This is a genomic window from Patescibacteria group bacterium (assembly GCA_041664365.1).
In the GTDB taxonomy this organism is placed as follows: domain Bacteria; phylum Patescibacteriota; class Patescibacteriia; order UM-FILTER-42-10; family UM-FILTER-42-10; genus JAHJEX01.
Genome location: JBAYKW010000003.1, coordinates 24367 through 46512, shown reverse-complemented (window position 1 = coordinate 46512; position 22146 = coordinate 24367). Strand labels below are relative to the sequence as shown.

Sequence of the window (22146 nt, the reverse complement as noted above, 5' to 3'; positions counted from 1 at the left end):
TTAATACTAAAATGTAATGTTTCCTTTTCTTAATGTCACTATTTTGTTTGATTTAATTTGTGCAATTGTTGACGGCACAACACTCGGCAATTTACCAGCATCAATAATTACTGAAACCAGTCCGTTTAAATTAGAAATCTGTTTTCTGACCATACTTATGGAATAACATTCTTTTTCTTTGGAACTGTTGGCACTGGTACTGATCAAAGGACCACCTAATCCTAATGCAATTGATTGTGCAATCAAATTTCCGGATACTCTCAGCGCCAAATTCCGTTTTCCTGCTGTCAGAAGAGAGGGGATATTATTTTTCTTCTTCAAAATTAATGTCAAAGCTCCCGGCCAATATTTTTTTGCCAGTTTAAGGGAAACAGAATCAAATGTTACAAATTTTTTTGCCTGCAACATACTGCCCACGATAACCGGCAGTGGAAGTTTAGCTGATCTTTTTTTAATTGAATATATTTTTTTGATTACTTCAATATTACATGCGTCACCGCCAATCGCGTAGGCCGTTTCAGTAGGATAAATAATTATCCCCCCCGCTTTCAGGAGGGAAATAATTCTTTTTAAATCTTGATTAGTGAGCTTCTTACTTTTAAGGAAATATTTCTCCATGAGTATCTATAATACATTAATAAATAATGATACCAAGGCAGCCAGCGGGAAAGCTAAACCCATACCACCAAAGGCGATTGCCAAGAGCATAAAGCCCAGTATAATAACCCGTCCTAAACTGATAGCCATTTCCCGCAATACAGTATATTCATCAACATAATGACCGGAATCAGCCGCTTTTTCGTACATTAGCGCATCAAACGGAGTGCGCATGACAATCGTTGCAAAACTGTGGTATGTCGACGCGATAAAAATTTGGAAACCGGTAGTAACAAAAGTTTTGATCAGCCAGCCAACCGCATAAAGAATAGAGCCGGTACGCATCAGTTTCTTCTTGCGCATCTGGTCCGTGAACTTTCCCATACTCAACTGGATAATAATTGTTAACAATACAACGATCGAGGAAATAATTCCGATCACCAGATATTTTCCGTCTAAAATTTGCCAGACAAAGATCGGCCACAATACTACTCCGACTGAATTTTCCGCACCATCTGCTCCATAGGCTAAAAGCATCCTCCGGTTTTTTTTATGGAAAAGTTTTTTGAATGTTTCAAAATATCCGAAGCTGTACTTTTCATAGACCGCCCTGGTTAGAAGAAAAGGGATTAGTGACAATGAAATTAAAATAATTACAACTACAAACAGTATTTGAAAATTAAACTGGTCCAAAATAAACCCCCCGGTAAACGGAACAGCGATGCTGACTAGCGATGCGATTGCCGCCAGAAAGCTGATCTGTTTTCCCCGGTTGCGCCGATCCGTGAATTCGGCAAAGTCAGTGTGATATGGGACCCAATAAAACATCCGGTAAATTGTCAGGAAAACTATTGATAAAACAGTGAATAAAAGAATGTTGGTTTCAAAATAGTAATAACAAATATAATGTAAAACTAAGAAAGGGATACTCAAAATGAGTGTCTTTTTCAGATTGATCCTGGACATAACTTTGGCTCCAATCGGACACATAAAAAAATAGGCCAGATAGCCTATGAGAAAGTTGGCAATTACATAATAGATATTCTGGTCATAAACCAGATAAAGAAAAACGGGCAAAAAAAGCCCGAGCATTCCGTTCGCCACCTGCAGAATCACCCGATTCATATACAGCGAAATTACCCCTGAAGAAAGTTCACTCTTCAGATAGAATTTTGAAAAAAATCCGCTCATCTTATTTGACCACAATATTTAACAGCTTGCCCGGTACAAATATTTTTTTGATGACTTGCTTATTTGCAATCAGTTTCTGAATTTTACTACTTTGCTCTACATATTGTATCACATCTTCCTCTGTAGCGTCAGCCGGCATCAGACTTTTATCCTTGAGTTTGCCGTTGATTTGTATGACGAATTCGATTTTCTGATCTTTAACCAGTATTGCGTTAAATTTCGGCCAGGATTCCGAATGGATAGATTTATTGTTTCCAAGCTTTATCCATAACTCTTCAGTTAAATGCGGGGCGAATGGAGATAATATCAGTAACAGTTTTTCCATGGTACTTTTATCAACTTTATTTTCTCCCTGCATTTCATTAACCAAAATCATTAAAGCAGAAACAGCAGTATTAAACCGGAATTCATCGATGTCTTCCGTTACCTTTTTGATTGTTTTGTGGAGCAGACTCTTTGTCTTTTCATCAACACCCCCACCCCTCACCCCTAATCCCTTAACCCTATCCCCTAATAAATAAACCTTATCCAAAAATCTTCTTACACCAACAATCCCCTTCGTGTCCCAAGGGATCGCTTCGGCAAACGGTCCCATAAACATTTCATACATTCGCAGAGTGTCCGCGCCGTACTCTTTAACTACATCGTCAGGATTGATCACATTGCCCAGCGACTTGGACATCTTCTTTCCGTCTTCCGCCAGAACCATGCCGTGGGAAATCCTTTTTTGATATGGCTCCGGAGTCGGCACCAGTTTCAAATCATAAAGCGCTTTGTGCCAGAATCGGGAATACAGAAGATGCAAAGTAGTATGTTCCATCCCACCGTTATACAGATCCACCGGTAGCCAGTACTTCAATGCTTTTTGTGAAGCAAATTCCTTGTCGTTATGTGGATCAGTATAGCGCAGAAAATACCAGCTGGAACCCGCCCAGTTCGGCATGGTATCTGTCTCTCTTTTTGCGGGACCACCACATTTAGGACAAATGGTATTAACCCAATCTGTAATTCCCGCCAGAGGTGATTCGCCGGTTTCCGTCGGTTCATAATTTTTTACTTTCGGCAGTTCTAGAGGCAGATCTTTTTCCGGCACCGGAACGATTCCGACCGCTGTCTTTTTTCCTTCCATTATTTCTTCAAATATTTCTGGAAAAGTAAATGCTCCACCTTGAGATATTGAAAAATGATTTCTACTTTTTAACATTCTGAAGTCTGCCTTTAAAACTTTTTTGTAATGTTCAGGAACTGTACTCGGAATATAAAAATCATTATCAGAATAATAATATACTATTTTTTCCGTATTATTATGTACTGATTTATAGAGAATCTCCGGCTGGTTGAATTTATGCTGATATTCCACCGGATCATCGGGATGCTTTTTCGCATAATCTTCCCAGTCCATATCACGATAGGTCGGAGCAACTAAAATAAGCTTGCCAATTTTTTTATTCAGATTGGCAACAAAATGCAACGCGGCAGGACCGCCCAAAGAATGTCCAATTACCACTGAATTTTCATTGAGCCTGTCAGTATATTTATCCAAAACTTTAAGCCATTTCTCCAAAACAGGCTCAAAAGGTTCAGGCATGTCAGGAGCAATAACCTCGTGGCCCATTTTTTCCAGCTCGTCGGCCAGCCAGCCGTACCAGTTATTTCTGCCGTAACCCCCGGTTCCGTGGATGATTAGCACTGTTTTTTTATCTTTTTTCTTGCATTGTTCACAATGAATTAGTGGTATCGGCTCACCCCAATAATGCTGACGGGAAAATATCCAATCACGCAGTTTGTAGTTAACTTCTTTTTTTCCATTACCTAATTTTTCTAACCAAACTGTAATTTTTTTGATTCCTGCCTGCGAATCTATACCATTAAACTCACCAGAGTTGATCATCTTGCCTTCGCCGACATAACATCTATTGCCTATCAAAAGCTCTTGATGCTCTGTTTTTGGATCCCATTCACGTCCTAACCATTGAGTAAGTGTAAGAGTGACTTCTGGATGTTTTGATTCATGGAATTTAAAAGAAGAATTTATTATATTTGACGGGTTTAGATCTTTTTTGTCTGGATTAATAACACACCTTATATCTAGATTGAATCTATTAGCAAACTCGAAATCTCTTAAATCATGCGCCGGCACAGCCATAATCGCGCCGGTACCGTATCCCGTCAAAACATAATCCGCAACCCAAACCGGAATCTCTTCACCACTAGCCGGATTGATCGCTTTAATTCCTTTCAATTCAACCCCGGTTTTGTCTTTAGCCAGATCTGTTCTTTCTAAATCGCTTTTATTCTGAGAAGCATTAATATATTTCTCCAGCTCTTTGACATTAGAAATTTCCGGTTTCAATTTCTCCACCAGTTCATGTTCCGGTGCCAGCACTAAATAGGTTGCACCAAATATTGTGTCCGGCCGGGTGGTAAAAACTTCTACGTGATATTTAGAATTTTTTAATTTAAATTGAACCCGTGCGCCTTCTGAACGGCCGATCCAGTTAATCTGCTGAGATTTTATTTTTTCCAGATAATCCACCGTATCCAGATCGTCAATCAGGCGCTGGGCATACTGAGTTATTTTAAACATCCATTGTTTCAAGTTCTTTTTGGTTACTTCAGTACCACAGCGTTCGCACTTGCCGTTCACCACCTCTTCATTGGCTAGTCCGATCTTGCAGGAAGGACACCAATTAATCGGCATCTCCGCTTGATAGACCAGACCTGCCTTGAAAAGCTTTATAAAAATCCACTGCGTCCATTTATAATATTCCGGATCAGTAGTTACTACTTCTCTGGACCAATCAAAGGAAAGCCCCAGGGATTTTAACTGCTTGCGGAAGCGTCCGATATTCTCATCCGTGATATCAGCCGGATTTTTTTTGACTTTGATTGCATAATTTTCCGTCGGCAGGCCGAATGCATCGAAACCAATAGGAAACAGGACGTTATTGCCTTCCATGCGTTTTTTGCGCGCAACAATGTCGAGCGCCGTGTAACTGCGCGGGTGTCCGACGTGCAATCCCTCCGCTGACGGATACGGAAATTCAATCAAACAGTAGAATTTGTCCTTTTTGGTGTCGTCTTTCGTCTCATAAAGACCTTCCTGCTCCCACTTTTCCTGCCATTTTTTCTCAATCGATTGATGATCGTATTTTTCTGCTTCCGGCATGCTATTATTCATTCCCATTAAAGTCATTTAAGCCCCTGTTTACGGTATTTTACCACCTTTCCGGACATAATGGAATTCACAAAACCCAGATAAAATGGGGGTAATCTGCGAAATCTGCCATTTTTTTTGGCTAATTTTAGCCGTTATTTCAGATTATTTTAGAAAAAAAATTTGACAAATGAAAGTAGCCATGATAGCTTATTGAGTATCCTAAATTGTTGGATACTGAAACCTTGGTTTAGGTAATATATTATGAAATACTAAAACAACTAATAGCTATCTTCTAACCATAGAACATGGCTTTTAATTTGGGAGAAATCAATTAGTATTCAAATTAAAAAAACACTTAGTCATATACTGGTAATTTTCTTAAAAGGTCTTATCTACCTGAAGAGAGCACTTTTCTTTTTGGGTAAATATCTGATTGTTGTTCCGCTACAAAAAATAGGAAACTTCATATTCTATTTCCTGATTGTGAGAATGTATAAAGTGTATCTGACAGTGAAATCACAGCTGGGCTCAATCTACCGTCCGGCTAAAGGAAAGCTGCTCTATTCGCTCACCACCAGATACGTTGTCCATGCATTAATAATCCTTTTGACAATTATCGTTACCACCAACAATTTGAATGCCAAGGAACTGAATTCAGAGGTCGGGCAAAATAATATTCTTGCTTCTCTCATTCAACCGCAGGGTGAAGAATTATTTGTAGAAACATCGGACACAACAATTGATAATAATTCCATGTTTGCGGACACAACCGGAAGCGTTGCAAGCTCCCAATATTTCGGGAATGATGAAACTATGATTGTAGACAGTGCATCCATCACCGCTGAAGGAGCAATTGTCAAACCAAATCTGATTGCCACTACGATCGGTGATCGGGTCCGCGAATCAGTGGTCTATCATGAAGTCCAGGGTGGAGAGACAGTCAGCGATATTGCATCACAATATGATATTTCTACCAACACAATTCTTTGGGAAAACAAACTTGGTGCCAGAGATTTTATTAAGCCCGGTCAAAAATTAACAATCCTGCCGGTCTCCGGAATTTCCTATCAGGTTAAATCCGGCGATACCCTGGATAAAATAGCGGAAAAATACGAGGCTGAAGCAAGTGAAATAGTTGAATACAACCAACTGGCTTCCGCTGAAGCAATTTCCAAAGATCAGATTATTATCTTGCCGGGCGGAGAACCGCCGGCACCGCCGGCACCGGTTGTCCAGCCGACATCCCGTTTTGCTTCTGTTTCTAATTTCTTTGTACCGGCTGACGCAACTCCGACCTATGGAACAAAACTACAATGGCCAACACCGAGCCGTCGCATTAATCAGTATTACGGTTGGCGACATACCGGCATTGATATTGACGGTGACACCACGTCACCGAACTATGCCGCCGATACCGGACGCGTTACAGCTGCCGGGTGGTCAGGCGGGTACGGGCTTATGGTGATGATTGACCATGGTAACGGTATGCAGACGCTTTACGGCCATTTCAGTAAAATAGCGGTTAGTGTCGGTGATAATGTCAGCAGAGGCCAAACGCTAGGTATGATGGGCTGTACTGGATGGTGCACCGGAAATCATTTACACTTTGAAGTGATCGTTAACGGCAGGAAACAGAACCCCCTAAGTTACTTATAAACTTTAAAGGCGCTCCGATATCCGGGGCGCTTTTTTGATTGGAAAATGATATAATTAATTCGCTATGGGAAACCTATACACCATTGCCACACCTATCGGAAACTTGGAGGATATCACTCTGAGAGCTCTTAATACACTCAAAACGGTTGATATCATCGCTTGTGAAGATACCAGACATACTTCCATTCTTCTAAATCACTATAGCATCAATAAACCGCTGGTCAGTTATCATCAGCACAGCAAGATCGCTAAAATTGATTACCTGATCGGAGAATTGAAAGCAGATAAAAATATTGCGGTAGTAACCGACGCCGGAACTCCCGGTATATCCGACCCCGGGCAGGTTCTGATAAAAAAGGCTATAGAAAATAATATATCTGTAATACCAATCCCAGGACCGTCTGCGGTTATTACAGCGCTTTCTGCCGCAGGAGTGCCGACCGATTCTTTTGTATATCTAGGATTTCTTCCACATAAAAAAGGAAGGAAAACAATACTGGATTCTTTTAAAGACGAAAAAAGAACCATTGTTTTTTATGAATCAACGCACCGTATAGAAAAACTGCTGGGAGAATTAAAAGATATATTAGGAGATAGAAAAATTGTAGTAGCTCGTGAATTGACCAAAATTTATGAAGAATTCTTAAGAGGCACTGTCACTGAAGTACAGGAAAATTTAAAAATTACCAAAGGCGAGTTTGTGGTAATTATCAGCGCCATTAAATAACGAACTGTCATTCTGAATTTATTTCAGAATCTCCGTGGATGCTGCCTGCCCCGCTGCCTTGCGACAGCTAGGCGGCCGGGGAATCAAGTTCAGCATGACAAATGTATAAGTATAATATAAAAAAGAACTGTGACATTCACAGCTCTTTTTTATTTTTTAAAACTAGAAAGTTGCCCCAGGCTCAGTAATCATTCCCGCGCCGAAATCATTTACCATGAGTTTATTCGGATCCATACTGACCGTGATTGGTGTCGAGGCTGTGGTTCCGTCCTTATATGTAACCACTACGTTAAATGATAATATACGGTTTATTGAAGCCGATGTATGATTGGCATACTTCAGTATATTGCTTGAATCATGTGATCCAGTAGTATCAATAATATCGTCTTCATTGTATATCACACCCGGACGGCATTCAACACGTACCTCGACTGATGATGCTTGTGTTTCACTCCCACTGATCCAAGTACCAAGATTGGACGTATTAGAGACCGTTTCACAAGTACCCATGGCGCTCATATTATTAATACTGACATTCTCCGCAGCTACAGCAGATGCCTCACTGGTTGTTTTTACTGACACATGTCCGAGCATATAGTAACCAGGCTCATGGATTTTTGTCGTGGAAAATTCCTTAGCACTGACAGTTGCATACGTAGAATCAATTGTTGCATACTTACCGGCCGCTGCCTGCATATTACTATTTGATACAGCGACATTTGCATTCGCTGATTGGTTCACATTTGAATATGTGTTTGTATTTGAAATATTAATGTTAAGATCATCCCCGGCATCCTGAGATAAAAAATACCAGGTCAAACCACCCCCAATTATTACTACTGCTGCGATAATACCAACGAGCATTACCGGGGCAAAACCTTTTTGGTTATTCATACCATTTTTAATTAATAACTTAATTAGTGAATTGAAATGTATTAATCATATCTTCCATAACAGATAATGATCCATTCTGACCATATGTAAAGTCAAACAATCTATCATCCTGCTTTAATAGAAGCATTCTTCTTTCACTTTCCTGACCATTTTCATCATTCAAAAATAAACGGGTTACTGTAACATCATTTGAAATAAAGGATTCTTTATCATAGTAAGAAAATTTACCATTTATAAAATCATCAACACTTGATGATTGACTTACTTTCCAGATAAGAAGATTTACCGACTCAATGTCATTTGGAATTGTTCCAAGAGTATATTGACTTGGGTTGCTGTAATTAGACCATGAAGTATCACCCCCAATATAAGTCTGCTCGCCAGCTCTATAAGTAAAATCGGCTTCGGAATAATTCGTGTCTACATACCAATTATCAGGATATTTTATTGTGTATGCATAACGAGTATTTGTATATGTTTCCCAATCTGCAGTTTCATCCAATGCACTATTCGTGTTTATGGTTACAGTTGTATTAGTATTTGTTACGTTATTTGTGTTTTGAATTGTGTTGTTGTTTGTATTAATTGTGCTATTTGTATTTACCTTTGAATTAGTATTCAATGCACTGTTGGTATTTGTATTCATTACACTATTTGTATTTTCGATTGTATTCTTTGTGTTGGTATTACTATTGGTACTATTTTGAGATGTGAAGTACCAAATTACACCGCCCCCAATAATTACTACCCCGGCAATGATAGCTACTATTACTACTGGGACAATCCCTTTTTGGTTATTCATACAATTTTTTAATTAGTGAATTGGAATGTTGAAAGTATTTGATTTGCTAGTGCAATAGTGTCTTCCATCGGATGTGTATTACCCGGATTCTGCTCAATATGAATTGTATAATCGCTAAAAGCAATATTAACTACTATCCCAGCAGAATCACCCTCATATCGCCCATTGTCATTTCCAGTTGTACGTTTATAATCTCCCCCGGCAATAGTGATGGTATCCTCAACAATGTTATTCAATCGAGCATTGTCCTGATCATAATATTCAGCATTATTAATTACTGCTAAAAAAGCGTTTGAAGAGCCAATCTCGTTGAATTGTACATCACCAGATGCCAAATAAATATTGCCACTTGCTTGCTCAATATCAACTGTCGAGGGATAACTAAAAGATAATCCATAAGTATCATTGGTATGTGTCTGCCAACCACTTGCCGCTGATGCAATATATCCATGAATATCTTCAGCAATGATATTTTCAATCAACATTCTATTACTTTCATCAGATGAATCATAAATGAACAAATCAAAATCATCAGATTTTTTATTATATGTATAACCGGATGGATTAGTTACCACCTCAACATTATAACGACGATATAAGATTTTATTATCGCCTATAAACACAGGATTTGTGTATGCTAGATCAGTTTGCGCTTCAATAATAGTTGATGCTTCATTTTGACTCAGATTTAGTAATTGTATCGATTCATTACTTCCTAATTCTTCCCAACGACTACCAAAGTAGTGTATTTTTTCATCCCATACAACAAGCTCACTATTATAATCATAATTTGAACGGATCCTCTGCATATTATTCTTATACTCCGGATCATCGTAATTGATAAGATTAAAATCTTTTTTTATTTCATTATTTTCAACAGTAACCATTCGACTATTTGTCATAGGGATTGGAGCATGTTGAGAAAGCAAAAATGAACCATTCACAGTTGCATCAATCGGCCAATCTATTCTTACCGGTAACCAAGAAGTTTCATTTCCGTTAAAGTCGAAAGTTCCTGAATTAGAAAGATATTCATCAAAAAATGATTTATTCCCATTAAGATCCGTAATATAAATTCTATCGTGTCCTGGACCACTACACTCATAATCATCGTTAATATAATAAACTACATAATTACTTTCTGGTACCCAACCTTCAATACCTAATAGATTTATATCATTCCCCCACTGGCAAACATCATTACCATATATATTGCCAATCTCAGCATCAGTCTTACCGGTGTCGGCAATTTTTGTTTCACTTGTTCCATCAATATCACTATAATAAACTGCCTGATTTAAATATTCATTTTCCTGATTATTATATATTTTTTTCACATATGCAATTTTACCGCCATCGGGGGACAATAGAATATCATGATAATATGTCAACGGTTCATTTAAAACAATACTATCTAATCGCGTACCAATATTATATATGTGTACCTCTGTTTCTAAATCATCCTTTTTTGATACATAAGCAATATTTTGTCCATCTTTTGTAATATCATAATCAATTATTTGAGATATCTCTAACACAATTGAAGTATCTCCGTTCTCTGTATTCAGAGAAAATATTTTATCATCACTTAAATAGGAAATAAATGAAACTTGATTTACAGAATTATTATCTGTCGTGCTATTAACATTTTGATTAACCGAAATATTTGTATTGGTAATTACTTCCGTAAATGTTTTACCTCCCGCTGCACATTGCCTAGGATAACTTTCCATTACCGGATACCCGGCCGCCTCACATTCAGTAAAAGAATTTATTGTAACTGTTGTATTGGTGTTTGTGGTATTGGCATCATCTGAACGACCGAAAACAAACCACCATGCGCCGACAAAAATTACAGCCGCTACGGCAAACGCACCGATTGCGATTATTATATGGGTAAGTCCTTTTTGATTAATCATATAATTAAAATAAATTATTCTATAAATTGAAATGAATTATAAAAAGTTTCAAATTCCAGATTGCGACCGGCACCGTCATTGATGGCATAGAGTGTATCATCATCCTCAAAAAATATTTGTACATGTTCCCAACCCTCTATTGTTTCCGTCGTTACCGTAACTCTAGTTGCCTGTTTACCGGCAATCGTGATTCTATCTCTTATTTCTCGGCGGTCTGAAAACTGATCGCCCATTTTGGCGATTAAAGAATCCATGTCGGTTGAATCAGCGTTATAAAGCAAAACGGACCAGATAGTATCCCCTATTGTCTCTGGTGATGAAATAGTTACAGTTTCCGATGCGAGATCTGATCCGGATATATCGGTACGAGCTTCCCAACCGCTCGGGTACTCTATAGTAAACTTCGGATTTTCATATATCTGCAAACCTGTATCTTGGGTATTTGTATTTTCAGATTCATTTGTATTCTGAATATTAGTATTTGTAGCCGTATTCGTATTAAGAACATTTTTTAGTTTAATACAACTGCACTGGCAAACCCCGTTGACCAACCGATAATTACTGCTGGTCCCCACTGAGCAAGCCGCCTCTTCCTGACACTGACCGATACACTGTTTAACTACGTTGTTGGATGGATCCAGACTGCTTCCAATATAATTATTAAAAAACCATAAAAATCCATACGCAAAACCGGAAATTAAAACAATCATTATTATGGCGATTGTTATGGAGATAATTATATGGCTGTAATTTGACTGACCCTTCATATTTTGATGATAAATATACCCCTTCAGTATATACCATTTTTTCTGTTTGTTATAGATTAAGGATTTATGATTAAAGTTAAAGATATTCACTTAAATCTTAAAACTTACAACTTTAATCTATACTGCAGCGCCTCGGCAATATGCTGAGTCTGGATTCTTTCCTCTTGTTCTATATCGGCAATTGTTCTGGCAACTTTCAATACTCTAAAATATGCTCGTGCTGACAGGGGGAATTTTTCCACCGCTTGTTTCAAAAGAGTCTGTGCATTTTTATCCACCTGACAATAGCGGTTTATTTCCTTTTGAGTCATTTCAGAATTCTCCAGAAGTCCTGCCGGTTTTAAACGGCTGTTCTGGATTAATCGCGCTTTCTTTATCTTTCTTCTGATCTCGATGGTTTCAAGCATCGAACCCGGCTCTCTAACCAGTTCAGAAAATTCGATCCTAGCCACCTCCACATGTAAATCCATCCTGTCCAAAAGCGGACCGGATACTCTTTTCTGATAATTTATTATTTGATTCGGTGAACATCGACACACCTGTTTGGGATCGGAGAGATAACCGCATGGGCAAGGATTGGCAGCAGTGATCAGCATAAACTTAGCTGGAAACTGAATAGTGCCCGAAACTCTGGCCACTGTCACTTGCCCATCCTCCAAAGGCTGGCGAAGACTTTCCAGAACGATTCTCGGGAATTCCGGCAACTCATCCAGGAACAATACTCCCCGGTGAGCAAGCGATATTTCGCCAGGCTTTGGAGTTCTGCCGCCGCCGATCAGTGCGGCGGCAGATGCGGTGTGGTGTGGTGATCGGAATGGCCTCTTTGACACCAACGACCCGCCTTTGGCCAGTAATTTTGCAACACTGTAGATTTTGGTTACTTCAAACATTTCTGATGTCTGAAGTTCAGGCAAGATTGAAAGGATACTTCTGGCCAGCATAGTTTTACCGGTGCCCGGAGGTCCGGTCATGAAGAGGTTATGTCCTCCTGCCGCAGCAATAACCAGCGCGCGCTTGGCAAACTCCTGGCCTTTTACCTGAGAAAATGTTTCATCAATATTTTCATTTTCAGTAAGCCTTTCAATATGATGTGATGTTGGGATAATTAAACGTGAATTATCTAAATGATTTACAAGTTGCATCAGGTTTGAGACAGCAAATACTTTTATCCCAGAGATGACCCGCGCTTCCTCAATATTTTCCGCCGGGAGAAATATATTTTTAATATTATTTTGTTTCGCCATCATAACGATTGACAATATACCGCTGACCCTCCGCACCGTTCCATCCAAAGCAAGTTCCCCGATGAATATTGATTTTTCTTTCGGTAAATTTATATCAACACCCCGTGTTGCCATATAAATCCCTAGTGCTATCGGCAAGTCAAAAGATGAACCTTCTTTTTTTAGATCCGCAGGCGCTAAATTTACAGTTACCCTGGTCCTTGGGAAAGGCAAACCGCTGTTGATAATCGCCGAGCGCACCCTGATCTTCGCCTCTTGCACCGCTGTATCCGGTAGACCGACCACAATCAAGTTAGGCAGGCCAGAGGCTACGTCAGCTTCCACCTCAATTATTTGGCTTTCAATACCGACCAACGCGGCGGAGTATAGTTTTGAAGGCATACTATTTACAATAAAAATAAGGCATCGCAAGACGCCCATTGCTTATCTATTTATTTCCTATATGTTAGCACCAACCCACCTGACAGTCAAACTGCCCACGTTTTAGTTAATATTATAAAAAAGAATTAAACGCTATATCGGCAAATTATTCCGGTTATATTGTTCTATAATATTATAAATTATTTCTCTGTTGTCTGACTCGTGCAGACGGTTCAGTTTCTGCATTCCGCACTTTTTACAGACATGCACAATCTTCTCCTCTTTGTTTTTGATAATCAAATTGATCGGCTTCATCACACCATTGCAGACTGAAGATCGGTCACCGGGAGATTCATCTACGTGCAAGGAATACAAACAAAAAGGACAATGATTGGTATACCCGTCACCTTCGACTTTCTTTTTACAGTTAATGCAAATAAAGTTTTCTTTCTTTTTAGTGAATTTTTTCATCATGATATTCAGATGAATTAAATAATTTTAAAATTATGATTATGGAACCGGTGACAATCAGACAATCAGCCAGATTAAAGACAGGCAGAAATCGTAAATTTACAAAATCAATAATCGCACTATGGTTAATCCGATCGAGCAGATTAGAGAATGCTCCAATTAAAATTAAAGATAATCCTGAAATCAAATATAAATTTATTTTCCGATATGCCAAATTTAAAAATGAAGCGACAATCCCGATGATAAATACCGTTATTATATAGATTAAGATTTTTGGTAGTGGTACGCTAAAAATTATTCCCTCATTCAAATACAATTCTAACCGGAATATACGAAAAAAAGTTATCGACGAGATATCGGATAATGAATTAAGAGCCCACCATTTCAATATCCGATCTATAACAAACAAAAAAAAGAATCCAATATTAATAAGCATCAGTTGTTTGGACTCTTCTTTCATTTAGTTTTTATTGAGCAGATTTATGACACTCCATGCAAAGCGTTGCCGCTGGGAATGCTTCCAAACGCGCCGGATCTATTTCTTTCCCACACTTAGCACAACTGCCATATGTACCATTCTTAATTTTTTCCAATGCTAAATCAGTTCTTTCCAAAGTCTTTTCCAAACTTCTTTCCACTGAAAGGTTATCCTGAAAATCGGCAACCTCAGTTGCATTTTCTTCATCTTTGTCTCCATAGCTTGGGAAACGGGTGTTAAAATCATCTTCCTTGTTTACATTCTTGTCCGCAAAACTACCTAACTCACCGCGTAATTTAGCCTGTTGCTTGAGAAGCTCTCCTTCTATCTTCTTTAAAAACTCTTTATCCATTGTTTTTTCTTTATTACTTATAGATACATTATACAAAATATTGAGAAAAGAAAAAGGGCGCAACTAGCGCCATTACAAAGTTATTTAAGCACTGTCACGCCCAAGGCCCTTGCCCAACTCACTTTCGTCGTGAGACGATCGCTCGATTGGTGTCGCAAAGACTTTAAGCATTTTCTTTCCTATGAGGGTTTTAGGGAGAAAATGACGATTCTCTACCATTTTTGTGGTTAACCATATTTTTATATATGTTAACCGCTTTTATTTTTGTTTTGTTCCCTCTTCAAAATAGTAAAGAACTTTGTCCCTACAAGCGTCTTATAGGGAGATATTCCTTGCTATTCCGTGTGGTAGATTAGATTTTCAATATACGCTTGTATAACGTGAAATTACTTCACAAAGGTAGTATATCATATTTTTTACCTCATGTCAACAGATTTTAGTGAAAAATTGACATAATAGGCTAATTTTAGCCAATTTATATGCATTTTTCAGTTGAATACATAATGACGGGTAAAACATTTGCTAATATATCAATGTTTTCAGCTTTTTTTGCATTATCCATCAATAGATATTCATATGGTTTTGTTGCTAAACAGCGGGAATATAAGCCTTTTTCATATCTTTGAGTGATATCATTAGCGGATAAAAGGGCTAAACGAGTGATTTGGTCTGATGATGATACAATCACGTAATCTGCGACTTTGACGTACGAAATAGCAGATTCTGAGCCATCAGATAGCGTATATATTGTTTCTCCTTTGTATTCGAGGGTTGTTGGTTTAATATTTTCCGGTTTTGGCACTAATTCGTAAACAACTGTGCCATCCGGCAAGGTTAAAGGTACTTTTTCCGGGAATTTTTTAGCCCAAACCTGCGCAACAAGCTTGCTGAAGCTCTCCCATTGCTCCGATTTTGGATCATTTAATCGTAGAACAACCCCCGGCGATAGTCCTTCTTTCGGGTAAAAAAAGAGTGCCTGTTGGTATGTTGGCACTGGAAAATCATCAATATTGCTCCCGGTAAAGAAATCAAACGTTAATGGTCCGACAATATAGGCCAAAGTGCTGTCTTTTGGCACAAATTTTAGTAATTCAGAATAGGACTGTTCTTTATGCTTTATTTTGTAGGAAGCTGTGATCTTTTCATAGTAATTGATAATCTGATCCCGGCTGTCCAGATGAAAAAAACTGAAACCGATAAAATATCCGATCAAGATAAGTAAAGTTATGAAACCAAAGGCAATTTTCAGTCCAATTCCCTTGCTTAACTGATTTTTAATGATATTTCTGACTTCAACAATTGTCTGATCTAATTTTCCTTCCTGATTAACAACCTTATAATCATAAATTTTTTCATATTTCAACCATTGTTTCGTATATTTCATCCGCTCTTCAACATATGAAGCATCCACCTTGCTTCTTTTTTTGATGCGATTCTCCAAAGTTTTTAAATCCGGCGGAGCAATATAAATTGACTTCACATCCGGCAGTTTTTTCTTAACAATCTGGACACCTTTATATTCTATTTTCCAGATTCCGATCTTACCAGAATTTCTAACGCGTTCAATTTCATCATTGGTCGTCCCGTAATAATTACCGTTATATGCCTCGGCATATTCTATAAAATTGCCTTTTTTGATTTTGGATTTAAAATCATTTTTACTCACAAAATAATATGGGTTGCCTTTTGATTCACCTTTTCTTTTTTCTCTGGTAGTTGTAGTAATAACCCGCTCTATATCAAAATGACTCCGGAGACCTTCAATCACCGAATCTTCTCCCGCTCCGGACGGACCGGAGATAATAAACAGTTTTTCCTTTTTCCTCATGTTTCCCCCTTAAAGATAACTTTATTATACTCTACCACAAATTGGACCGAGAATAAATCCCGTTAGATTGAGTTTTGCTCGACCACGGGATAAACTAAAACCGCCCCCTTTTCACAGGGGACGGTTGAATTCTTCGATTACTTAGTAACGGTCTCTTCGTTGGGGTCTTTGTGGTCGCTCTCCTCCTCTGCCACCACCTCTGCTAAAACCTCCGCGATCATCACCCCGGTCCTCATAACCGGCCGGTTTCGGCAGTAATACTTTCATAGAAAGTTCTACACGACCGCGTTCCTTATCAACGCCCATCACTTTTACTTTAGCGATATCACCGACATTTATTTTGTCAGTTACATTGTTCACATGTTCATGGGCAATTTGCGAAACATGAACCATTCCGTCTTTACCATGAGCCAGTTCCACTAAAGCGCCTATTTCTTTACCGCTGTTGCGGTCTGTAACAATCTTCAATACCTTACCTTCATACACCTGACCAACTTCCGGATCGCTGGTGATACCTTTGATCCATTCCAATGCTTCTTCAAGTTTGGAATCTTTGTCAGCTGTAACCATTACTAATCCGTCATCTTCAATATCAATCTGAACACCGGTTGTATCAATAATCTCATTGATTACTTTTCCGCCCGGGCCGATCAGTTCGCGGATTTTATCCGGATCAATTCTCATCGGAACGATGCGCGGTGCGTACTTTGATAGTTCTGTGCGAACGCTTGGGATTGTCTGCTCCATTACATCCAGAATTTTTCCACGTGCAATTTTAGCTTTTTCCAGCGCCCCTTTTACTACTTCTAAAGTCAGTCCGTTATTCTTAATATCAACCTGCATGGCTGTAATCCCTTTACGGGTTCCGGCCACTTTAAAGTCCATCAAACCGATGTGGTCTTCCAGCCCTTGTATATCAGTCAGCAGTTTATAATTGGACATATCTTCGTTAGCCATCAGACCGATTGAGATACCGGCTGCCGGGCTTGAGATCGGTACACCGGCATCCATTAATGCCAGAGACGATCCGCAGATTGAAGCCTGGGATGTTGATCCATTGGATGACAATACTTCTGATACCACGCGGATGGTATAAGGAAAAGATTCCTTATCAGGCAATAGAGGCAAGATTGCTTTTTCAGCTAATGCCCCGTGTCCGATTTCTCTTCTGCCGGCGGACATCATTCTTTTTACTTCTCCCACGGAGAATCCCGGGAAGTTGTAATGATGCATATAATGTTTCTTACCGGATACTTCCATTCCGTCCAATAACTGCTCATCTCCCGGTGATCCTAACGTAACTACTGATAGTACTTGAGTTTCACCACGATTAAACAGACCTGTTCCATGCGTACGAGGCAGAATTCCCACTTCCGCAGAAAGCGGTCGGATCTCATCCACGCCTCTGCCGTCCGGCCTAATACCTTCTTCCAATATTTTCTTGCATGCAACTTCATCAATCAGTTTCTCCACCATACTTAATCCTTTGACTCTGCCTTCTTTGGTTACTTCATTATCCGCTTTCAGAATTTCTTCCAGTTCATCCTTTATAGTTTGCATTGCAACTTTCTGTTCATCTTTCAGTTTAGAAGCAAAAACCTTATTGCCATTTTCAGCGGCATATTTCTTAACTATTTCTTCAACGTGTGCCAGCTCTTTCTTTTCTTCCTCAGTCGATTCGCCGAATTCCAGTAATAATTTTTCTTTTCCGATCTTGGACTGCACATCTTTAATAAAGGCGATAACTTCTTGGATATGCTTATACCCAAAATTAATTCCTTCTTCAACCGATTTTTCGTCTATTTCTTTCCCGCCGAATTCCATCATGGCTACCCGGTCTTCAATTCCGACCAGCATCAGGTTAAAATCGCTCTTTTCCAATGATTCATAGATTGGATTTAAGACCCACTCGCCATCCACCTGACCGACTTTAACACCAGCAATCGGCCCGTTCCAAGGAATGGGAGAAATGCTCAGTGCGCAGGAAGCGGCAATTAATGATACAAAATCCGGGTCATTCTCCTGATCAACAGAAAGCACGGTCAGTACCACTTGTACTTCGTGTTTCATATTCTCATCAAAGAACGGACGGATCGAACGGTCAATCAGACGGGCGGTTAATACCGCTTCATCAGTCGGCCGGCCTTCACGCTTAATAAACCGGGATCCTTTGATTTTGCCGGCGGCGTAAAGTTTTTCTTCGTAATCAACGGTCAGAGGAAAAAATCCCTGATCCTCTTTCACGCTTGGGTTGATTACAGCAGTAGCTAAAACGACAGTATCTCCATACTGGATCGTACAGCTACCATGTGCTTGTCCGGCAAGTCTGCCGGTTTCCAGGGAGAGTTTTCTCCCTGCTATCTCTGTCTCGAACGTTTTCACGCCAGAAGAGCTTGTGTTTGGACTCATAATGATTCCTTTGCTTACCCCTTTGTCGGGGCGCCTCTTCTGACTATCAGGCTTTAGACTGCAAAGGATCCTATCCCTTATAGCCTAACGGTCTGACGTCCAGAAAAAGCAATAATTAATTAGTCTTCAAAAAAGAATTCTGTTTTTATTTTTGTTAAAAAAGTTTCGGTTCCTTGGAAGTGAAACAGCTTACCACCTTTTTTTACTAAAATCAAATTCATCTGTGAACCGTCTTTATTGCTGGTGGCAGCAATTTCTGTTCCTTTAATTCCGTCAATATTAACATCTTTTTCTGATACAACAGATATCCCGCCCAGTACAGCGCTTTCCATTTCTTCATCCAGAATACTCAATTTATCGCTGTTAAAATATATTGTATATATTGATGCTGAATCTTCCTCTTTGACCGCTTCATTCTCTGAGAGATTATAGGAAAAGTTATAATCCGAATTTTCAAATACACTGGAATTACTGTTAATATTTTCAACTGACTTTGGAGTATTTATATTTTCCTGATTTGCATTTTGAGCTTGTGCCTGATTAACAGACTGATTAACCGTCTCTTCAGTATTATCAGTCACTTCATCATTTTTATTCAAGAACCAAATTCCAACCAGCACGGTTACCACAATTAGAAATGTGATAAATGGAATTCCTGATTTTAGCGCTTGCTTTTTTGGCATATTTATCTCGCGATTGGATTCCTTGGTATTTGTCTAGGTATCGCCCTGGGGATTGTTCGGCGGACCGGTCTCGCACTGATTATTCTGGATGCAGAACTGATGGGTGCAGACTGTGCCGGACGTGTTGGCATACTAATATTCCTTCTCGGTAATGCCGAATGCTTTCCTTTAACGATCAGAAATTTTGCTTTCTGCTCATTCAAGTCGATAAAGCTATCAGCTTCATCTATCAATTTTGCGGATGCTGATTTGCCGAAAGCTGCCACCTCAGTACGACAACCCAGCGCTTTGGCGTGTTTCAATAATTCAGTAAAATCACCATCGCCTGATGCCAGCACAATTACATCTAATTTAGAGGCCATACGCATGATATCCATAGCAATGCCGACATCCCAGTCACCTTTTTTGGCACCACCAATAAAAACCTGCAGATCCTTGGCCTTTACTTCGTAACCCTGATTATTCAGCGCTTCAAAAAAAGGCTCTTCCTCATTATTCTGTGAGCGAACTACATAGGCAACCGCCCGGATCAGTTTTCTTTCCGATACTGCCTCTTCCAAAATTTTTCCATAATTTACATTGGCATTAAAAAGGTGCTTTGCCGTATGGTACATATTGGAAACATCTACAAAAACCCCCACTCTTTGTTCTTTGTGTCTTATTGACATAGTTTTATCAAAAGCCGGCTTAAAAAAGCCGGCGTAATTTATTTCTTAAGTTTTAGCTTTTTAATCAATCCCTGATAACTTTCCAAATTGTCTTTTTCCAGATAACGCAGTAATCTGCGCCTTTGCCCCACTTTTTTCAGGAGCCCTCTTCTGGATGAATGATCCTTTTTGTGGATCTTCAGATGATCGGTGAGTTCATCGATCTCCTCTGTGAGGATGGCTACCTGGACCTCTGATGATCCGGTGTCGCCCTCGTGTGTTTTGTACTTATTGATTAGATCTTGTTTCTTTTCTTTCGAAAGACCCATAAAATCTCCTATATATTCGCGGATTCCCGAGTAGCGCTCCCCACCTATCGCTTCTACCGGAGAACCGCAGATTACTGATTAGACATTGCAAAAATAACAGATAGCGCCTTTTTTGTCAATTTTTAGGAAATTCCAAATATAAAATTCTAAATCTCCAAATAAATCACAATATTCCAAATATTATTATATATTTTCAATAATCTAACCTAATTTAGTTTGGAATATTGAAATTTCAAATTTGAAATTTATTTAGAATTTTGTGTTTAGTATTTGATATTTGAATAAAAAACCTATGTGTCGTACAATATACTTATGAACAATGCTCTGCAAAAGTATAAACAAAATTTTCTGGAATATCTTGAGATTGAGAAAAACCGAAGTCAGGCAACAATCCGTAACTATGATTTCTACCTTCAGCGTTTCATAACCTGGGGCAACCTCAGCAGTCCCGGAGAAATTACCGCCGAAAAAGTAAAAGGTTTCAGATTGTATCTGAACCGCGTTACAAACCAGAAAAATCAGTCATTAAAAAAAAGTACACAAAATTATCATATCATCGCCCTGCGCTCCTTTTTAAAATATCTGGCGAAGCAGGACATAAAAACACTGGTAGCGGAAAAGATTGAGCTGGCTAAAATCAGTGAACGGGAAGTTGAATTTTTGGAAGGCGACGATTTAAGGCGGATCTTGGAATCCCCCATGCAAATGGAAGAGCCGGCTATTATTAAAAAAAGAGACAAAGCCATATTAGAACTATTTTTTTCCACCGGCCTGCGTGTTTCTGAATTGGCAAATTTACGCAAAGACCAAATTAATTTGAAAAAGGATGAGTTTACCATCAGGGGAAAGGGAGAAAAATTGAGAATTGTTTTTTTATCTGACGCCTCTAAGTACTGGATTAATCAGTATCTCAGCGCACGCAAGGATGTTTCCATGAATTTATTCGTCCGTCATGACCGCGCCTCAAATAAAACAGAAAGTACGGATGCTATCACTCCCCGATCCATTCAGAGACTGATCAAAAAATATGCCAAAGCTGCCGGTATTACCAAAAATGTTACACCACATACCCTGCGGCACAGTTTCGCCACTGATCTTTTAATGAATGGCGCGGATATCCGTAGCGTTCAGGCGATGCTCGGTCATGCTTCCATAACCACCACACAAATTTACACACACATTACCAATCAGCAGTTACGGGACGTACACAAAGCGTTCCACGATACCAAAAGAAAAAAGTAATAAAAAAAGGGTTGTATTGGAATACAAACCCCGAGTCACGACTTCGCGTCGCTGAAAAGGTACATATCGATTTCGGGCTCGCCATCCTGGCCACTGAGTGGAACGCACAGAAGTATTCCACTTTCCACCGCTGAAGCGATGGCTGCCGGAGTCAACCCTCCATCCCGCAGTTCGCGGTGGGTCTGCCCATGCAGATAGACGCCCATGGGCTGATCCTCTAGGGGAATGCCTGGTAGAACATTGCCGATACCGCTCATGATTCTCACCCCCTCTCTTGTGAGTATAAAACACTTAAGCGGTCAGTTACCATAAATTAAATATGAAAAAGTGTCAATTGGCAAGCTACGATTGACTTATTATCCGAATATTGCTAGATTGAATTGCAATTAT

Annotated in this window: 19 protein-coding genes and 1 pseudogene; 3 read left to right on the top strand and 17 right to left on the bottom strand. The window is 39.2% G+C overall.

Translation table 11 applies throughout. The features are described 5' to 3' along the window. Positions 1-6 precede the first annotated feature (6 nt). The 4 genes and pseudogenes from WCW66_03030 to WCW66_03015 all read right to left on the bottom strand — a co-directional run bounded on the left by WCW66_03030 (position 7) and on the right by WCW66_03015 (position 4969). A complete protein-coding gene (locus tag WCW66_03030) occupies positions 7-618 on the bottom strand; it encodes an L-threonylcarbamoyladenylate synthase (GenBank protein MFA6391704.1) in 612 nt (203 codons plus the stop codon). A 6-nt stretch (positions 619-624) separates the two neighbouring features. Beyond that, a complete protein-coding gene (locus WCW66_03025) occupies positions 625-1788 on the bottom strand; it encodes a hypothetical protein (GenBank protein ID MFA6391703.1) in 1164 nt (387 codons plus the stop codon). 1 nt (position 1789) lies between these two features. Further along, entirely contained in the window at positions 1790-3679 is a 1890-nt protein-coding gene (locus WCW66_03020) for an alpha/beta fold hydrolase (protein ID MFA6391702.1), read from the bottom strand. A 159-nt stretch (positions 3680-3838) separates the two neighbouring features. Then, a pseudogene (locus tag WCW66_03015) lies at positions 3839-4969 on the bottom strand (class I tRNA ligase family protein). A gap of 468 nt (positions 4970-5437) precedes the next feature. Here WCW66_03015 and WCW66_03010 point away from each other — a divergent pair. Both WCW66_03010 and rsmI read left to right on the top strand, forming a co-directional pair. Further along, complete coding sequence (locus WCW66_03010) at positions 5438-6604, top strand: peptidoglycan DD-metalloendopeptidase family protein (GenBank protein ID MFA6391701.1); 1167 nt, start codon at positions 5438-5440, stop codon at positions 6602-6604. Positions 6605-6668: 64 nt separating this feature from the next. Beyond that, positions 6669-7331 carry a 16S rRNA (cytidine(1402)-2'-O)-methyltransferase gene (gene rsmI, locus WCW66_03005; GenBank protein ID MFA6391700.1) on the top strand — a complete coding sequence of 221 codons (663 nt, stop codon included), beginning with the start codon at positions 6669-6671 and terminating at the stop codon, positions 7329-7331. A 162-nt stretch (positions 7332-7493) separates the two neighbouring features. On the opposite strand, the gene WCW66_03000 is transcribed toward rsmI, so the two are convergent. The 13 genes from WCW66_03000 to rpsO all read right to left on the bottom strand — a co-directional run bounded on the left by WCW66_03000 (position 7494) and on the right by rpsO (position 20514). After that, a complete protein-coding gene (locus WCW66_03000) occupies positions 7494-8225 on the bottom strand; it encodes a hypothetical protein (protein ID MFA6391699.1) in 732 nt (243 codons plus the stop codon). Between the two features lie 19 nt (positions 8226-8244). After that, complete coding sequence (locus tag WCW66_02995) at positions 8245-9027, bottom strand: hypothetical protein (GenBank protein ID MFA6391698.1); 783 nt, start codon at positions 9025-9027, stop codon at positions 8245-8247. 8 nt (positions 9028-9035) lie between these two features. After that, complete coding sequence (locus tag WCW66_02990) at positions 9036-10946, bottom strand: hypothetical protein (GenBank protein ID MFA6391697.1); 1911 nt, start codon at positions 10944-10946, stop codon at positions 9036-9038. A gap of 14 nt (positions 10947-10960) precedes the next feature. Next, positions 10961-11713 carry a PsbP-related protein gene (locus tag WCW66_02985; protein ID MFA6391696.1) on the bottom strand — a complete coding sequence of 251 codons (753 nt, stop codon included), beginning with the start codon at positions 11711-11713 and terminating at the stop codon, positions 10961-10963. A 104-nt stretch (positions 11714-11817) separates the two neighbouring features. Next, complete coding sequence (locus WCW66_02980; GenBank protein MFA6391695.1) at positions 11818-13338, bottom strand: YifB family Mg chelatase-like AAA ATPase; 1521 nt, start codon at positions 13336-13338, stop codon at positions 11818-11820. A 132-nt stretch (positions 13339-13470) separates the two neighbouring features. Beyond that, positions 13471-13791, bottom strand: a complete 321-nt coding sequence (locus WCW66_02975) for an RNHCP domain-containing protein (GenBank protein MFA6391694.1) — start codon at positions 13789-13791, stop codon at positions 13471-13473. Continuing rightward, positions 13772-14248, bottom strand: coding sequence for a signal peptidase II (locus tag WCW66_02970; GenBank protein ID MFA6391693.1), 477 nt, complete (start codon positions 14246-14248; stop codon positions 13772-13774). Before WCW66_02970 ends, WCW66_02975 begins: the two co-directional genes overlap by 20 nt. A gap of 7 nt (positions 14249-14255) precedes the next feature. Further along, positions 14256-14618, bottom strand: coding sequence for a TraR/DksA C4-type zinc finger protein (locus WCW66_02965; protein MFA6391692.1), 363 nt, complete (start codon positions 14616-14618; stop codon positions 14256-14258). Between the two features lie 475 nt (positions 14619-15093). After that, a complete protein-coding gene (gene gmk / locus WCW66_02960; protein ID MFA6391691.1) occupies positions 15094-16446 on the bottom strand; it encodes a guanylate kinase in 1353 nt (450 codons plus the stop codon). A 141-nt stretch (positions 16447-16587) separates the two neighbouring features. After that, positions 16588-18855 (bottom strand): polyribonucleotide nucleotidyltransferase, encoded by a 2268-nt coding sequence (locus tag WCW66_02955; protein MFA6391690.1) that lies wholly within the window; start codon positions 18853-18855, stop codon positions 16588-16590. Between the two features lie 119 nt (positions 18856-18974). Beyond that, positions 18975-19538 (bottom strand): hypothetical protein, encoded by a 564-nt coding sequence (locus WCW66_02950; protein ID MFA6391689.1) that lies wholly within the window; start codon positions 19536-19538, stop codon positions 18975-18977. 2 nt (positions 19539-19540) lie between these two features. Then, a complete protein-coding gene (locus WCW66_02945; GenBank protein ID MFA6391688.1) occupies positions 19541-20206 on the bottom strand; it encodes an NYN domain-containing protein in 666 nt (221 codons plus the stop codon). Positions 20207-20244: 38 nt separating this feature from the next. Further along, complete coding sequence (rpsO, locus tag WCW66_02940; GenBank protein ID MFA6391687.1) at positions 20245-20514, bottom strand: 30S ribosomal protein S15; 270 nt, start codon at positions 20512-20514, stop codon at positions 20245-20247. 312 nt (positions 20515-20826) lie between these two features. Between rpsO and xerA the strand changes: the two genes are divergently transcribed. After that, positions 20827-21756 carry a site-specific tyrosine recombinase/integron integrase gene (gene xerA, locus WCW66_02935; GenBank protein ID MFA6391686.1) on the top strand — a complete coding sequence of 310 codons (930 nt, stop codon included), beginning with the start codon at positions 20827-20829 and terminating at the stop codon, positions 21754-21756. Positions 21757-22146: the final 390 nt, after the last annotated feature.

Coding starts and splice junctions, on each gene's coding strand:
- WCW66_02965 (MFA6391692.1), bottom strand. CDS start 14,618: ATGGATAAAGAGTTTTTAAAGAAGATAGAAGGAGAGCTTCTCAAGCAA.
- WCW66_02990 (MFA6391697.1), bottom strand. CDS start 10,946: ATGATTAATCAAAAAGGACTTACCCATATAATAATCGCAATCGGTGCG.
- WCW66_03020 (MFA6391702.1), bottom strand. CDS start 3,679: ATGATCAACTCTGGTGAGTTTAATGGTATAGATTCGCAGGCAGGAATC.
- WCW66_03000 (MFA6391699.1), bottom strand. CDS start 8,225: ATGAATAACCAAAAAGGTTTTGCCCCGGTAATGCTCGTTGGTATTATC.
- WCW66_02950 (MFA6391689.1), bottom strand. CDS start 19,538: ATGCCAAAAAAGCAAGCGCTAAAATCAGGAATTCCATTTATCACATTT.
- rsmI (MFA6391700.1), top strand. CDS start 6,669: ATGGGAAACCTATACACCATTGCCACACCTATCGGAAACTTGGAGGAT.
- WCW66_03025 (MFA6391703.1), bottom strand. CDS start 1,788: ATGAGCGGATTTTTTTCAAAATTCTATCTGAAGAGTGAACTTTCTTCA.
- WCW66_03010 (MFA6391701.1), top strand. CDS start 5,438: ATGTATAAAGTGTATCTGACAGTGAAATCACAGCTGGGCTCAATCTAC.
- WCW66_03030 (MFA6391704.1), bottom strand. CDS start 618: ATGGAGAAATATTTCCTTAAAAGTAAGAAGCTCACTAATCAAGATTTA.
- WCW66_02985 (MFA6391696.1), bottom strand. CDS start 11,713: ATGAAGGGTCAGTCAAATTACAGCCATATAATTATCTCCATAACAATC.
- WCW66_02980 (MFA6391695.1), bottom strand. CDS start 13,338: ATGCCTTCAAAACTATACTCCGCCGCGTTGGTCGGTATTGAAAGCCAA.
- rpsO (MFA6391687.1), bottom strand. CDS start 20,514: ATGGGTCTTTCGAAAGAAAAGAAACAAGATCTAATCAATAAGTACAAA.
- xerA (MFA6391686.1), top strand. CDS start 20,827: ATGAACAATGCTCTGCAAAAGTATAAACAAAATTTTCTGGAATATCTT.
- WCW66_02975 (MFA6391694.1), bottom strand. CDS start 13,791: ATGATGAAAAAATTCACTAAAAAGAAAGAAAACTTTATTTGCATTAAC.
- WCW66_02970 (MFA6391693.1), bottom strand. CDS start 14,248: ATGAAAGAAGAGTCCAAACAACTGATGCTTATTAATATTGGATTCTTT.
- gmk (MFA6391691.1), bottom strand. CDS start 16,446: ATGAGGAAAAAGGAAAAACTGTTTATTATCTCCGGTCCGTCCGGAGCG.
- WCW66_02995 (MFA6391698.1), bottom strand. CDS start 9,027: ATGAATAACCAAAAAGGGATTGTCCCAGTAGTAATAGTAGCTATCATT.
- WCW66_02945 (MFA6391688.1), bottom strand. CDS start 20,206: ATGTCAATAAGACACAAAGAACAAAGAGTGGGGGTTTTTGTAGATGTT.
- WCW66_02955 (MFA6391690.1), bottom strand. CDS start 18,855: ATGAGTCCAAACACAAGCTCTTCTGGCGTGAAAACGTTCGAGACAGAG.